The 13,827-nt window shown below is 73.1% G+C and carries 13 protein-coding genes; 8 read left to right on the top strand and 5 right to left on the bottom strand.

The genetic code is table 11. The features are described from left to right. Positions 1 to 42: 42 nt before the first annotated feature. Both JL106_RS12105 and JL106_RS12100 read left to right on the top strand, forming a co-directional pair. Positions 43 to 801 carry a queuosine precursor transporter gene (locus JL106_RS12105; protein ID WP_328842188.1) on the top strand — a complete coding sequence of 253 codons (759 nt, stop codon included), beginning with the start codon at positions 43 to 45 and terminating at the stop codon, positions 799 to 801. Further along, positions 798 to 2,132: an MFS transporter gene (locus tag JL106_RS12100; RefSeq protein WP_205260974.1), complete on the top strand. Its 1,335-nt coding sequence runs from the start codon at positions 798 to 800 to the stop codon at positions 2,130 to 2,132. The genes JL106_RS12105 and JL106_RS12100 overlap by 4 nt, the downstream gene beginning before the upstream one ends. On the opposite strand, the gene tgt is transcribed toward JL106_RS12100, so the two are convergent. Continuing rightward, on the bottom strand, positions 2,114 to 3,370 hold the full coding sequence (gene tgt, locus JL106_RS12095; protein ID WP_205260973.1) for a tRNA guanosine(34) transglycosylase Tgt: 1,257 nt from the start codon (positions 3,368 to 3,370) through the stop codon (positions 2,114 to 2,116). The two genes, JL106_RS12100 and tgt, sit on opposite strands and share 19 nt — an antisense overlap. 105 nt (positions 3,371 to 3,475) lie before the next feature. Between tgt and JL106_RS12090 the strand changes: the two genes are divergently transcribed. Continuing rightward, a complete protein-coding gene (locus JL106_RS12090) occupies positions 3,476 to 4,990 on the top strand; it encodes an MFS transporter (RefSeq protein ID WP_328842186.1) in 1,515 nt (504 codons plus the stop codon). A gap of 6 nt (positions 4,991 to 4,996) precedes the next feature. Here JL106_RS12090 and JL106_RS12085 read toward each other — a convergent pair whose 3' ends face one another. Next, complete coding sequence (locus JL106_RS12085; RefSeq protein WP_205260972.1) at positions 4,997 to 6,016, bottom strand: sigma-70 family RNA polymerase sigma factor; 1,020 nt, start codon at positions 6,014 to 6,016, stop codon at positions 4,997 to 4,999. Positions 6,017 to 6,162: 146 nt separating this feature from the next. After that, positions 6,163 to 7,638, bottom strand: a complete 1,476-nt coding sequence (locus JL106_RS12080) for an NAD-dependent succinate-semialdehyde dehydrogenase (protein WP_205260971.1) — start codon at positions 7,636 to 7,638, stop codon at positions 6,163 to 6,165. A gap of 103 nt (positions 7,639 to 7,741) precedes the next feature. Here JL106_RS12080 and JL106_RS12075 point away from each other — a divergent pair, with 103 nt between their 5' ends. Further along, a complete protein-coding gene (locus JL106_RS12075; protein ID WP_205260970.1) occupies positions 7,742 to 8,272 on the top strand; it encodes a gamma carbonic anhydrase family protein in 531 nt (176 codons plus the stop codon). Between the two features lie 18 nt (positions 8,273 to 8,290). On the opposite strand, the gene JL106_RS12070 is transcribed toward JL106_RS12075, so the two are convergent. After that, the gene (locus JL106_RS12070; protein WP_205260969.1) at positions 8,291 to 8,500 is read right to left on the bottom strand and encodes a hypothetical protein; all 210 of its coding nucleotides are present in this window, start codon (positions 8,498 to 8,500) and stop codon (positions 8,291 to 8,293) included. Continuing rightward, entirely contained in the window at positions 8,497 to 9,447 is a 951-nt protein-coding gene (locus JL106_RS12065) for a LysR family transcriptional regulator (RefSeq protein WP_205260968.1), read from the bottom strand. The genes JL106_RS12070 and JL106_RS12065 overlap by 4 nt, the downstream gene beginning before the upstream one ends. On the opposite strand from JL106_RS12065, the gene mmsB reads away from it, so the two are divergent. The 4 genes from mmsB to JL106_RS12045 all read left to right on the top strand — a co-directional run bounded on the left by mmsB (position 9,358) and on the right by JL106_RS12045 (position 13,801). Then, positions 9,358 to 10,578, top strand: a complete 1,221-nt coding sequence (mmsB, locus tag JL106_RS12060) for a 3-hydroxyisobutyrate dehydrogenase (protein WP_328842183.1) — start codon at positions 9,358 to 9,360, stop codon at positions 10,576 to 10,578. The genes JL106_RS12065 and mmsB overlap by 90 nt on opposite strands. 186 nt (positions 10,579 to 10,764) lie before the next feature. After that, positions 10,765 to 11,907 (top strand): acyl-CoA dehydrogenase family protein, encoded by a 1,143-nt coding sequence (locus tag JL106_RS12055; protein WP_328842181.1) that lies wholly within the window; start codon positions 10,765 to 10,767, stop codon positions 11,905 to 11,907. Next, a complete protein-coding gene (locus JL106_RS12050; RefSeq protein ID WP_205260965.1) occupies positions 11,904 to 13,019 on the top strand; it encodes an enoyl-CoA hydratase/isomerase family protein in 1,116 nt (371 codons plus the stop codon). The genes JL106_RS12055 and JL106_RS12050 overlap by 4 nt, the downstream gene beginning before the upstream one ends. After that, complete coding sequence (locus JL106_RS12045; RefSeq protein ID WP_328842179.1) at positions 13,016 to 13,801, top strand: enoyl-CoA hydratase; 786 nt, start codon at positions 13,016 to 13,018, stop codon at positions 13,799 to 13,801. The genes JL106_RS12050 and JL106_RS12045 overlap by 4 nt, the downstream gene beginning before the upstream one ends. Positions 13,802 to 13,827 lie beyond the last annotated feature (26 nt).

Raw genomic sequence — 13,827 nt, 5'->3', positions numbered from 1 at the left:
GCGCGATTGGGTGCAGCGTCGCGGACTTGGTTGGATGCCGGGGTGACCGCCCCGCCCCCGTCCGCCGGACGGGCCCTGCCGACCGACCACTCCGACCAGCGTCACCCGGGGGTCGCGTTCGCGCGGACCGGTTCCGGCGCCTACGCGGTGCTGTGCGCGCTGTTCTGCGGCCTGCTGATCATCAGCAACATCGCCGCCACCAAGGGCATCGCCTTCGGCCCGATCATCACCGACGGCGGCGCGTTCGTCTTCCCGCTCACCTACGTGATCGGTGACGTGATCAGCGAGGTCTTCGGCCTGCGGGCCATGCGCCGCACCATCGCGCTCGGCTTCGTGATGGCCCTGCTCGCCTCGCTGACCTTCTGGCTCGTGCAGATCTCCCCGGCCGTCGAGGGCTACGAGAACCAGGCCGCGTTCGAGGCCGTGCTCGGCGTGGTGCCGATCATCCTGCTGGCCAGCATGGCCGGCTACCTGCTCGGACAGTTCCTGAACGCGGTGGTGCTGGTCAAGATCAAGCAGCGCACCAGGGAACAGCACCTGTGGGCCCGGCTGATCGGCTCCACCGTGGTCGGCGAGTTCGGCGACACCCTGGTCTTCTGCGCGATCGCCGCGAGCTTCATCGGCATCGAGACGTTCGGCCAGTTCCTGAACTACCTGGTCGTCGGGTTCCTCTACAAGACCCTGCTCGAGGTGGTGCTGCTGCCGATCACCTACCGGGTCATCGCGGTCGTCAAGCGCCGTGAACCGTCCTACGCGCAGGCCCTGGCCGACGGCGGGGCCCGGCCCACGAGGGCCGGGTGACCGGAACGCCGTCCGCCGCCGAACGGCTGCGCCGGGCCCGCCGCGGGCCGGTGCCGCTGCTGCTGCTGTTCGGCGTGCTGCTGCTCGCCCTGGTCATGCGCTCGACGTTCGTCGGCGTCTCCTCGGTCACCCAGGACATCCGCGCCGACCTCGGGGTGAGCAGCACCGTGGCCGGGCTGCTCACCAGCCTGCCGGTGCTGTGCTTCGGCGCGCTGGCCCCGCTGGCCGGGCGGCTCATCGCCCGCCGCGGGTTGGAGGCCGCGGTCCTCATCGCCGTGGTGGTGATGCTGGTCGGCCTGGTGCTGCGGTCGGTCGCCGGGATCGGCGTGGCCGTCGCCGCGACCGTGCTGATCGGCGCGGCCATCACCATCGGCAACGTCTCCACCCCAGTGGTCATCAGCCGGGACTTCCGCAGCCGCGCCCCGACGCTGACCGCCGTGCAGGCAGCGACCATGAACTTCGGCGCCACGGTGAGCGTGCTGATCAGCCCGCCGGTGGCCGCCACGGCCGGCTGGCGCTGGGCGCTGGCCATGTGGATCGTCCCTGCGGTCGCGGCCGGTGTGGTCTGGTGGGTGCTGCGCCGCCGCCGGCGTCCCGCGCCGAGCCGGGTGTGGTCCGCCGACGACGTGCCCACCGACGTGCCGGAGACCGCGACCCGCCCGGCCGCCGGCAGCACCCCCGTGCCGGCCGCCCCGCGTCGCCCGGTCTGGCGCCGGCCCACCACCTGGCTGCTCACCGCCGCGTTCGGCGGGCAGGCGCTGGCCTACTACGGGCTGACCGCCTGGCTGCCGTCGCTACTGGAGGACGAACTCGGCCTGACCCGCAGCGGGGCCGGCGCGGCCGCCTCGATCCTGCAGGTGATGGGTGGCATCGGGGCGCTGTGCATGCCGGTGCTGGTCCGCCGGGCCGGGCCGCTGCCCACCATGGTGCTGCTCGGCGCGCTCTGGCTGACCGTCCCGCTCGGCCTGCTGCTGGCCCCGCAGGGCTGGATCGCCTGGTCAGTGCTGGGCGGGCTGGCCCAGGGCGGCACGTTCACGGTGATCTTCACCGTGGTGGTGCTGCGCTCCCGCGACCCGGCCGAGACGACCCGGCTGTCGTCGATCGTGCAGACCATCGGCTACCTCATCGCCGCGGCCGGCCCGACCGTGCTGGGCCGGCTGCACGACGCCACCACCACGTGGACGGCACCCCTGCTGGTGGTGCTGGTGTCGCTGTCCGTGTTGGCCGTCTGCGGCACGCTGGCGTGCGTGGGGATGCCGCGCAGTCAGGGCCGCAGTCAGGGCCGCAGTCAGGGCCGCAGTCAGGCCCGGGATCAGGATCGGCGCGCGTAGTACCGGCCGAGCACCTCGGTGCGCAGCTCGTCGAAGCGGCCCACCTCGATGGACGCCCGGATGTCGTCGACCATCCGCACCACGAACCGCTCGTTGTGGATCGTCGCCAGCATCGGCCCGAGCATCTCCTTGGCCTTGAACAGGTGGTGCAGGTACGCCCGGGAGTAGTGCGCGCAGGTGTAGCAGTCGCACTCGGCGTCGAGCGGCCCCAGGTCCCGCCGGTTGGCCGTCTTCACCAGGTTGTACCGGCCGTCGCGGGAGTAGATGGACGCGGTCCGGGCCACCCGGGAGGGCGAGACGCAGTCGAACGTGTCGGCGCCGGCCTCGACGGCGGTGAACAGGTCGTCCGGTTCACTGATACCGAGCAGGTGCCGCGGCATCGACTCGGGGATCTCCTCGCAGCACCAGCCGACGATGGTGCCCAGGTTGGCCTTCTCCAGGGCGCCCCCGATGCCGAAGCCGTCGAAGCCCAGCGGCAGCAGGTCACGGACGGCCTGCCGGCGCAGATCCTCGTACTGCGCGCCCTGGATGACACCGAACAGCTGCTGCACCGGGCGGTGGGTGCGTTGCTCGGTGAGCTCGGCGTGGGCGACGACGCACCGCTGCGCCCACGCCTGGGTCCGGGCCACCGAGCGTTCCTGGTAGTCGCGGGTGTTCAGCAACGTGGTCAGCTCGTCGAACGCGAAGATGATGTCGGCCCCGAGCTGGTGCTGGATGGTCATCGAGACCTCCGGCGTGAACCGGTGCCGGGAGCCGTCCAGATGGCTCTTGAAGGTGACGCCGTCGTCGTCGACCCGGGCCAGCCGGTCCTTGCCGGCGGCCACCACGTCGTCGGCCTGCTTGCCGGTGACGTCCATGGCCAGCACCTTCTTGAACCCGGCGCCGAGTGAGAGCACCTGGAAGCCGCCGCTGTCGGTGAACGTGGGCCCGGGCCAGTGCATGAAGGCGCCCAACCCGCCAGCGGAGTCGATCAGGTCCGCGCCGGGCTGCAGGTACAGGTGGTAGGCGTTGGCCAGCACCGCTTGGGCGCCCAGGTCGGCCACCGTCTCGGGCAGCATCGCCTTGACCGTGGCCTTGGTGCCGACCGGGATGAACGCCGGCGTGCGGATCACTCCGTGCGGGGTGACCAGCGTCCCGGTCCGGCCCAGACGGTCCCCGTCCAGCCGGGTGCCGACGGTGAACCCGGTCGTCGGAGTGGGCTGGGCGTCCTGGGCATGGTCCGGGGCGGGCGTGTCCATCGAGCTGATCCAACCAGCTCCGGCCCGGGTACTCGCGCCGCCCGTCAACCGCTCCTCTGACGCACCGCACTCAGACCACCACGGACGGTGACGCACACTGGGTCGGTGATCATCCCGGCCGCTGGCGCGGCCCGTCGGCCGGCGCTGGTCCTGCTGCTGTGCTGCTCGAGCGTGCTGCTGGTGCTGCTGGACGTGACGGTGGTGACCGTGGCACTGCCGTCCATCGGCACCGACCTGGCCGCCGACGTCTCCGACCTGCAGTGGACGGTCGACGCGTACACGCTGGTGGTCGCGGCGCTGCTGCTGGCGGCCGGGGCGACGGCCGACCGCATCGGTCGCCGGCGGGTGTTCCGCACTGGGCTGGTGGTGTTCGCGCTGGGCTCGCTGCTGTGCAGCCTGGCCTGGGACGTCGGGTCGCTGCTGGCGTTCCGGATGGTCCAGGCGGTCGGCGGGTCGATGCTGGTCCCGGTCGCGCTGTCGATCGTGACGACGACCTTCCCGGAGCCGCGCGAACGGGCTCGCGCGTTGGGCCTGTGGGGCGCCACGTTCGGCGTCTCGCTCGCGCTGGGCCCACCGGTCGGCGGTCTGCTCACCCACGCCGTCGACTGGCGGGCGGTCTTCTGGGTGAACGTGCCGATCGCGCTGCTGGTGGCGGTGGTGGCCGGAGGAGTCGCCGGAGCGAGGAACGAGCGGAGAGCGGGCTCCGACCATGGGCGCCACCCGATCGTGCCCGAGTCCCGCGCACCCCGGCCGCGCCGCATCGACGTCCCGGGTCAACTGCTGCTGGCGGTCGGGGTGGCCGGCCTGGTCGCCGCGCTCATCGAGGGACCGGACCTGGGGTGGTCATCACCCGTCACCCTGGCGCTGCTGGGCGTCGCGGTCCTGGCCCTGGCCTCGCTCGTGCCCGTCGAGCTGCACCGGCGCGAGCCGGTGCTCGATCCGCGGTTCTTCCGCAGCGTGCCGTTCAGCAGCGCGATCGTCGCGGCGGTGGGTGCCTTCGCGGCGTTCGGCGCGTTCCTGCTGGTGGGTTCGTTGCTGCTGCAGGCCGCGCGCGGGCTGACTCCGGCCCAGGCCGGGCTGTGCCTGCTGCCGACCGCAGCGACGGTGTGCCTGGGCGCACCGCTGTCGGGACGACTGCTCGCACAGGGACGCGGCACCCGGTCGCCGTTGCTGCTGGCCGGGACGAGCACCGCGGCGGGCGGCCTGCTGCTCTGGTGGTGCTCCGGTCCGGACGTGCCGCTGTGGCCGCTGCTGGTCGCGTTCGCGCTGGTCGGCCTGGGTTTCGGCATGGTCAACGCGCCGATCACCACCACCGCGGTGTCGGGCATGCCGGCCGCACAGGCCGGCGCCGCCGCCGGGCTGGCCGCGACCGGTCGACAGGTGGGCACCGCGCTGGGCGTCGCCGTGGCCGGCTCGCTCACCGGGACCACCGGACGCGACGTGGCCGCCGTCGGGGCCGGGTTCGCCGATGCCGCGGGACCGGTGTGGCTGACGCTGGTGGGGCTCGGCCTGCTCATCGGCGCGGCCGCGCTGCTCAGCACGACCGCCCGGGCGCGGCGCAGTGCCGGATCGGTCCGGTCGCTGCTCGACGGACCCGACGCCCACCCCGCCGGCGCTTGACCGGGTTCACGCAGCGGGCAGGAAGTCCGGCGCCCCCATCGCCGCGAACAGCCGGGTGTCCAGGAAGGTGGTGAGGGCGCCGATCCGGCCGTCCCGGATCTCCAGCACGTGCACCGCCCACGGTCGCCGGGTGCCGTCGGCGGCCGGCTTGTACTGCGCGAAGGCCGGCTGCCCGCTGGCCCGCACCGGCAGCAGCACCGAGTCGCGGCAGGCGGCGCCCGGACCGACCATCCAGGCGGCGACGTCGGCCGGCCCCTCCAGCCACAGCTCGTACGGCGGCATGTTCTGGGTGACGTCCTGGTGCAGCAACGCGACCAGCGCGTCCATGTCGTACCGCTGGAAGGCGTCGACGTAGGCGTCCAGCAGCTCCCGCTGCTCGGCGTTCAGCGGGTCGAAGACCTCACCGATGCTGGCCGGGCGGCCGGCCAGGGTGGCGTGGGCGCGCTGCAGGGCGCTGTTCACCGACGCGGTGGTCGTCTCCAGCAGGTCGGCCACCTCCGCGGCCGGCCAGCGCAGTACGTCCCGCAGGATGAGCACGGCCCGCTGCCGGGCCGGCAGGTACTGCAGCGCGGCGACGAAGGCCAGCTTGATGGACTCCCGCTGCACGGCCAGGTCGGCCGGGTCCTGGGTGTCGGCCAACACGCCGGCCTCACCGATCGGCTCGACCCAGCTCTCGTGCCCGCGACTGGCGGCGAGCGATCCGGCCACGGGCTGCCAGGGGTCGGACGACAGGTCCATCGGCCGGGCCCGCCGGCCGCGGCTGTTCAGCGAGTCCAGGCACACGTTGGTGGCGATGCTGTACAGCCAGGTCCGGGTGGACGCCCGTCCCTCGAAGCGGTCCTGGGCCCGCCAGGCCCGGACCATGGTCTCCTGCACCGCGTCCTCGGCGTCGAACGCCGATCCCAGCATCCGGTAGCAGTAGCCGGTCAGCTCGCGCCGGTGCTGCTCCAGCTCAGGATCCAGCGCGCCGGTGCGCGGCTCGGCCGCGCGGTCCGTCCCGGTGGTGGTCGACACGGTGCTCGTCATCGGAACTCCAGGGGTCGGTCCTGCTCGGCAGCGGGCGTGCCCAGCGTAGGGGCGACCCCCGACGACCGGCAGGCCCGGTGCGGCCGGGAGCCGGCACACCGGACCGGACCGGTCCGCGACTGCTCCGGCCGACGCCGGAGCGGGCCTCACAGGGCGATGCCGACGTACTTCGTCTCGAGGTACTCGTCGATGCCCTCGGCGCCGCCCTCACGGCCCAGTCCGGAGGCTTTGACGCCGCCGAACGGGGCCGCCGGGTTTGACACGACGCCCTGGTTGATGCCGACCATGCCGGTCTCCAGGCCCTCGGACACGCGCAGCGCGCGGGACAGGTCCTGGGTGAAGGCGTAGGCGACCAGCCCGTACTCGGTGCGGTTGGCCAGGGCCAGACCCTCGTCCTCGGAGGCGAACGTGGTGATCGGCGCGACCGGCCCGAAGATCTCCTCGCCGAACATCCGGGCCTCGGTGCTCACGCCCTGCAGCACGGTGGGCGCATAGAACCACCCGCGATCGCCGATGTTCTTCCCGCCGGTGAGGACCCGCGCGCCGCGGTCCACGGCGTCGGCGACGAGCTCGGCGACCTTGTCCCGGGATCGGCCGTCGACCAGCGGGCCGACCTGGCTGCCCTCGGCGTACCCGGGGGCCACGGTCAGCGCGGCCATCCGCGCCGCGAACCGCTGGGCGAAGTCCTCGGCCACCGACTCGTGCACCAGGAACCGGTTGGCCGCGGTGCATGCCTCGCCGATGTTGCGCATCTTGGCCAGCATCGCGCCGTCCACCGCCCGGTCCAGGTCGGCGTCGTCGAACACCAGGAACGGGGCGTTCCCACCCAGCTCCATCGACACCTTGAGCACCCGCTCGGCGGACTGCGCGATGAGCGTGCGGCCGACCGGAGTGGAACCGGTGAAGGTCAGCTTGCGCAGCCGCGGGTCGGCGATGATCGGCTCGGACACCGCCGCCGAGCGCGAGGTGGTGACCACGTTGACCACCCCGTCGGGCAGCCCGGCCTCGGTGAGCACCGCCGCCAGGGCCAACGTGGTCAGCGGGGTCAGCTCGGCCGGCTTGATCACCACGGTGCACCCGGCGGCCAGCGCCGGGCCCAGCTTGCGGGTGCCCATGGCCAACGGGAAGTTCCACGGCGTGATCGCGTACACCGGCCCGACCGGCTGCTTCATGGTCAGCAGTCGGGTCCCGCCGGACGGCGCGACGGCGTACCGGCCGTGGATGCGCACCGCCTCCTCGGCGAACCAGCGCAGGAACTCCGCGCCGTAGACGACCTCGCCCCGAGCCTCGGGCAGCGGCTTGCCCATCTCCAACGTCATCAGCAGCGCGAACTGCTCGGCCCGGGCGTGCACGAGTTCGAACGCGCGGCGCAGGATCTCGCCCCGCTCCCGCGGATCGGTGGCCGCCCACGACACCTGGGCCGCCACCGCCGCGTCCAACGCCGCCATGCCCTGCTCCGGCGTCGCGTCGGCCACCGTGGTCAGCGTCTCGCCGGTCGCCGGGTTCTCCACCTCGATCCGCTCCGCGGCGGCCACCCACTGACCGCCGATGAACAGATCGGTGGGCACCGCGCCGACGACTCGATCGATCTGCGCGCTGATGTCCTGCGCGGTGACGGCCATGGGAACTCCTCGGGACGGTCGGGCAGCGGAAGGCGCGACGAGCCTACTGAGCCCCCGGCCCGGCGGCGACCCGCACGGATCGGGCGATCTACCATCCGCGGGCATGTCACCGCAGCCGACGTCCATCGCCATCGACGGTTCCAGCCCCGAGGTCGACGCCTCGGCGTGGGTGGCGCCGAACGCCACCCTCATCGGGGCGGTGACGCTGGGGGCCGACTCCGGCGTCTTCTACACCGCGGTCGTGCGGGCCGACCAGGCTCCGATCACCATCGGCGCCGGCAGCAACCTGCAGGACGGGGTGGTCGTGCACGCCGATCCGGCCTTCCCGGCCACCATCGGCAGCGGGGTCAGCGTCGGGCACCGGGCCGTGCTGCACGGCTGCACCGTCGAGGACACCTGCCTCATCGGGATGGGCGCCATCGTGCTGAACGGCGCCGTCATCGGGACCGGTTCGCTCGTCGCCGCGGGCGCCGTCGTGCTCGAGGGCACCGTGATCCCGCCGCACTCCCTGGTGGCGGGCGTGCCGGGCAAGGTCCGGCGTCAGCTCACCGACGACGAGCACCAGAAGGTCGTGCTCAACGCCACCCACTACGTCGGGCTGACCCGGGCCCACCGGGACGCGCTGGCCGGTTGACCGGCGAGCGCGGTCAGCTCACTTCGGTCCGCGGGTGCGACGCAGGTCGAGCAGCACCCACACGCCGAACACCATGAACCCGGCCGCGATGAGCAGCTGCCACCAGTGTCGGCCGGAGAAGAACCACAGCGCCAGGAAGGCGATCCCGATCGCCACGTTGGACGAGGCCGTGAGCAGCAGCCGTCGACGTTCCATGGGTGAGTAGCGGGAGGACGGCGGCGGGATCACGGCGACGAGTCTGGCAGACCGGACTCCCGGCCCGGGCCGGGCAGCTCCGGCAGCAGCTCGGCCCGGCGGGCGGCCACCTCACGCCGGATGGCGTCGAGGACGGCAGTGGCGGCCGGCCGGCGCAGCACCCGGGGCGCCAGCAGGGCGCGGAACTGCAGCACCACCGACACCTCCGCCGGCAGGATGCGCTGCAGGCCCGGCTCCCGGTCGGCCAGGAACGCGGGCAGCATGGCGATGCCCCCGCCGGCCAGCGCCGACTGCAGCTGGGCGTGCACGCTGGTCGAGCTGATCTCGGCGCCGCCGCCGGGGAACAGGTCGCGGAGCAGTTGCAGGTCGTCCACCCGCAGCAGCGAGTCGACGTAGTAGATGAGCGAATGACCGGCCAGTTCGCCGGTGCGGGTTGGGCGGCCCCGGTCGGCCAGGTACTCAGCCGAGGCGTAGATCCCGAGGCAGTACTCGGTGAGCGGCACCGTCTCGATGCGGGGCGACGCCGGGAGGCCCACCCCGATCTCGATGTCCGACCCGACGCCCTGCACCAGCGGCCGGGTGGCGGTGACGAGCTCGACCTGCAGGCCGCGGTGCCGACGGTGCAGGCGGGCCACCACCGGCGCCACGAACCGGGCGCCGAACGCCTCGGGCGCGGCGATCCGGACCAGCCCGGTCAGCGAATTGGACGACCGTCCGCTGCCCGCGTCGCCGGCCCGCTCCCCCACGTCGGCCAAGGCCCGCTCGATGCGTTCCGCGCTGTCCAGCAGGTCGCGGCCCAGGTCCGTCACCGTGCAGCCACCGGCGCCCCGGATCACCACCGACCGACCGAGATCGCGCTCCAGGGCCGAGATCCGCCGCGCGACCGTGGTGTGGTCGACGCCGAGCATGGCCGCCGCGCCGACGAAGGATCCGGCCCGGGCCACCTCCAGCAGCACCACCAGGTCGTCCGCACGCGTCATGCCCTCGTCCCTCCGGTCCCTCGTGTCGCCGTCCCGCGACGCCGAGGGTTGCTGTGCAGGATCGCACAGCACCTGGGTGTCCTTGCCCGTTCCGGACGGGAGCGGTCAGGAGGAACATGTCCGGTCGGACACGCACATCGGCACCGTCGTCGGTCCCTCGCGCGGTGCCCTGCACCGAACGACACGACCGAACGAAGGAGCGCACCGATGAAGGTGGCGTGGATCGGCCTGGGCAACATGGGCGGCCCGATGGCCGGGAACCTGGTGGCCGCCGGGTACACGGTGACCGGCTACGACCCGAGCGAGCAGGCGCAGCGGTCGGCCGCCGAGCACGGGGTGAGCGTCGCGACCGTGCTGGCCGAGGCGGTCGCCGGCGCCGACGTGGTGTTCACCATGCTGCCCAACGGCCGCCTGGTGTCCTCGGTGCTGCTGGACGCGGACGGCGTGCTCGACCACCTGCCCGCCGGGGCGCTGGTCGTCGACTCCTCGACCATCGACATCGCCACCGCCCGTGAGCTGCACGAGGCGGTGACCGGACGGGGCTTCCGCTTCCTGGACGCCCCGGTGTCGGGCGGCGTCTTCGGCGCGGCCGCCGGCACGCTGACCTTCATGGTCGGCGGCACGGGCGAGAACCTGGAGGCGGCGCGGCCGCTCATCGAGGTGCTGGCCGGCCGCGTCTTCCACGCGGGCGGCCCGGGGGCGGGCCAGTCGGCCAAGCTGGCCAACAACATGATGCTGGCCATCAACACCGCCGGCCTGGCCGAGGGCGCCACCCTGGCCGATCGGCTCGGACTCGACCCGGCCGTGTTCTACCAGATCGCCGAGGTCTCCTCGGGTTCCAGCTGGGCCCTGAAGAACTGGTACCCGTCGCCGGGCGTGGTCGAGACCGCCGCGGTGAACCACGATTTCAACGGCGGCTTCGCGGTCAGCCTGATGCGCAAGGACGTCGGCCTGGCCCTGGAGGCCGGGGCCGGCGCTGGCCTGGACCTGCCGTACGCCAGCCGGGCGCTGGCCGACCTGGACCGGCTGATCGAGGCCGGCTGGAGCGGCAAGGACACGGCCTCCATGGTCAAGCTGGTCGACGGCACGCTGCCCGACCCCGGCAGCACGGCCGACGCCACCGCCGACTGACCACCCGCAGACCCCCGGCTCGACCCGCGAGGGCGGGCCCGACATGCACTGTCGGGCCCGCCCTCTCGTCGTCCCTGGCGGTGTGGGTGTGACCCCGGCCTCGTTCGCCTTGACGCCCGTCCGACGCCCGACACTAGGATGACCTACTGTCGGAGCGGTGACTGTTCCTCGGCGCGGAGGTGGACGGTGTTCGAGCTGACCGACGACCAGCGCGCGCTGGTCGAGGTGTCGCGGGACTTCGCCGCGGAGTTCCTCGCGCCGGACGCGCTGGAATGGGACCGCACCAAGCACTTCCCGGTCGACGTGCTGGCCAAGGCGGGCGGGCTGGGCATGGGCGGCATGTACGTCCGGGAGGACGTCGGGGGCAGCGGGTTGTCCCGGCTGGACGCGGCGCTGATCATCGAGGCACTGGCCGCCGGCTGCCCGACCGTCGCCAGCTACATCTCCATCCACAACATGGTCGCCTGGATGATCGACCGGTACGGCAGCCAGGAGCAGCGCGAACGGTTCCTGCCCGAGCTGTGCGAGATGACCGTCCTCGGGTCGTACTGCCTGACCGAGCCGGGCGCCGGCTCCGACGCCGCCGCGCTGACCACCCGGGCGGTCCGGGACGGTGAGGAGTACGTGCTGGATGGGGTCAAGCAGTTCATCTCCGGGGCCGGGGCCAGCGGTGTGTACATCGTCATGGCCCGGACCGGCGACGCCGCCTCCGGGGCGAGCGGCATCACCGCGTTCCTGGTCGAGCGGGACGCGGCCGGGCTGTCGTTCGGGCCGAACGAGGCGAAGATGGGCTGGAACGCGCAACCGACCCGTCCGGTGATCCTCGAGGGCGTGCGGGTCCCGGTGACCCATCGCCTCGGCGGCGAGGGCCAGGGGTTCCGCATCGCGATGAGCGGGCTGAACGGCGGCCGCATCAACATCGGCGCGAGCTCGCTGGGCGGCGCCCAGTCGGCGCTGGACCGCACGCTGCAGTACATGAGCGAGCGCACGGCGTTCGGCAAGCGGCTCGACCAGTTCCAGGCGCTCCAGTTCTCGGTGGCCGACATGGTGACCGAACTCGAGGCGGCCCGGTTGCTGCTGTGGCGGGCGGCCGACGCGCTGGACCGCAAGGCCCCGGACGCGGTGCGGTGGTGTGCGATGGCCAAGCGACTGGCCACCGACACCGGGTTCGCGGTGGCGAACCAGGCGCTGCAGCTGCACGGCGGGTACGGGTACCTGGCCGAGTACGGCATCGAGAAGCTCGTCCGGGACCTGCGGGTCCACCAGATCCTGGAAGGCACCAACGAGATCATGAAGATGGTCATCGCCCGGGACGTGATCGGCCGATGACGGCGCCGGCCGCCCGCGCCAGCACCGACCACCCCTCGCCGGCGCCCGCGTCGCCGGTGCGCTTCGAGGTGGCCGGTGGTGTCGGCACCATCACCCTCGACCGGCCCCGCGCCATCAACGCGCTCACCCACGAGATGGTCGGGCTGATCGACCGCGCGCTGCGCGACTGGGCGGTCGACGACGCGGTGCGGACGGTGGTGCTGACCGGCGCGGGCGACCGGGGTCTGTGCGCCGGCGGCGACATCCGCGCCGTGCACGCCGACGCCGTCGCGGGAGGGTCGGCCTCCGTTGATTTCTGGCGGGACGAGTACCGGCTCAACGCGTTCATCGGGACGTACCCGAAGCCGTTCGTGGCGATCATGGACGGCATCACGATGGGCGGCGGGGTGGGCCTGGCCGGCCACGCCGCGCACCGGGTGGTCACCGAGCGGTCGGTGGTCGGCATGCCCGAGGTCGGCATCGGCCTGTGCCCCGACGTCGGCGGCACCCTCCTGCTGGCCCGGGCGCCGGGACACCTCGGCACCCATCTGGGCCTGACCGCCGGGCGGATGGACGCCGCGGACGCCGTCCTGGCCGGCTTCGCTGATCTGGTCGTGCCGTCCGGGCACCTTCCCGAGCTGCTCGACCGGCTGACCCGGCAGGACGTCCCGACCGCACTCGCGGCCGTGGCCCAGCCGCCGGGACCCGGTGCGCTGGCCGCCGACCGCGACTGGATCGACCGCTGCTACGCCGCGGGCACGGTGCCGGAGATCGTCGCGGCGCTGCGGGCCGCCCCGGAGGCCGGCGCGCGCCGGGCCGCCGAGGCCATCACCACCGCCAGCCCGACCGCGGTGACCGTGACCCTGGCCGCCCTCACCTCGGTCCGGACCATCGGCGCCTCGCTGGAACAGGCGCTCAACCAGGAGTTCTCGCTGTCCTGCGCGGCGCTGCGGCACCCCGACCTGGCCGAGGGGATCCGGGCGCAGATCATCGACAAGGACCGTATGCCCCGCTGGTCTCCGCCCACGTTCGACCAGGTGGACCCGGTCGTGGTCGCCGGCTGGTTCACCCCGCGCCCGGACGCCCCGTTCCCGGACCAGCCGTTCCCCACCTCCGAAGGGACCCAGTCGTGACCGAGTACCGGACGATCCTGCTCGACCGCCCGGAGTCCGCCCCCGGGGTCGGGGTGATCACCCTGCACCGGCCGGAGGCGCTGAACGCGCTGAACCGCGAGTTGATGACCGAGGTGGTCGACGCGGCAACGGCTCTGGATCGCGACCCGGGCATCGGGGCGATCGTGATCACCGGGTCGGACCGGGCGTTCGCGGCCGGTGCGGACATCAAACAGATGCAGCCCCAGACCTACCCGCAGACCTACGTCGACGACCTCTTCGGCGACTGGGACCGGTTGGCGTCGCTGCGGACCCCGCTGATCGCGGCCGTGGCCGGGCACGCTCTGGGCGGCGGCTGCGAGCTGGCCATGCTCTGCGACCTGCTCATCGCCGCTGACACCGCGGTCTTCGGCCAGCCAGAGATCAAGCTCGGGGTCATCCCCGGCATCGGCGGGTCCCAGCGGCTCACCCGGGCCATCGGCAAGGCCAAGGCGATGGACCTGATCCTGACCGGTCGCCCCATGAAGGTCGACGAGGCCGACCGCGCCGGCCTGGTCTCCCGCGTCGTGCCCGCCGCCGACCTGCTGGAGGAGACCCTGCGCATCGCCGCCACCATCGCCGGGTACAGCCACCCGGTGACCGCGATGGCCAAGGAAGCCGTCAACCGCGCGTTCGAGACCACCCTGGCCGAGGGCATCCGCTTCGAGCGCCGGGTGTTCCACGCCGTGTTCGCCACCGCCGACCAGAAGGAAGGCATGGCCGCCTTCACCGAGAAGCGGCGTCCCGACTTCACCCACTCCTGACCACCCACACCCTCCGGAAGGATCAC

Origin of the sequence: Nakamurella leprariae (genome assembly GCF_016918035.1) — a bacterium.
Classification (GTDB): Bacteria; Actinomycetota; Actinomycetes; order Mycobacteriales; family Nakamurellaceae; genus Nakamurella; species Nakamurella leprariae.
The sequence above is the reverse complement of the archived record's forward strand: the minus strand, read 5'-3'. Positions and strand labels throughout refer to the sequence as shown.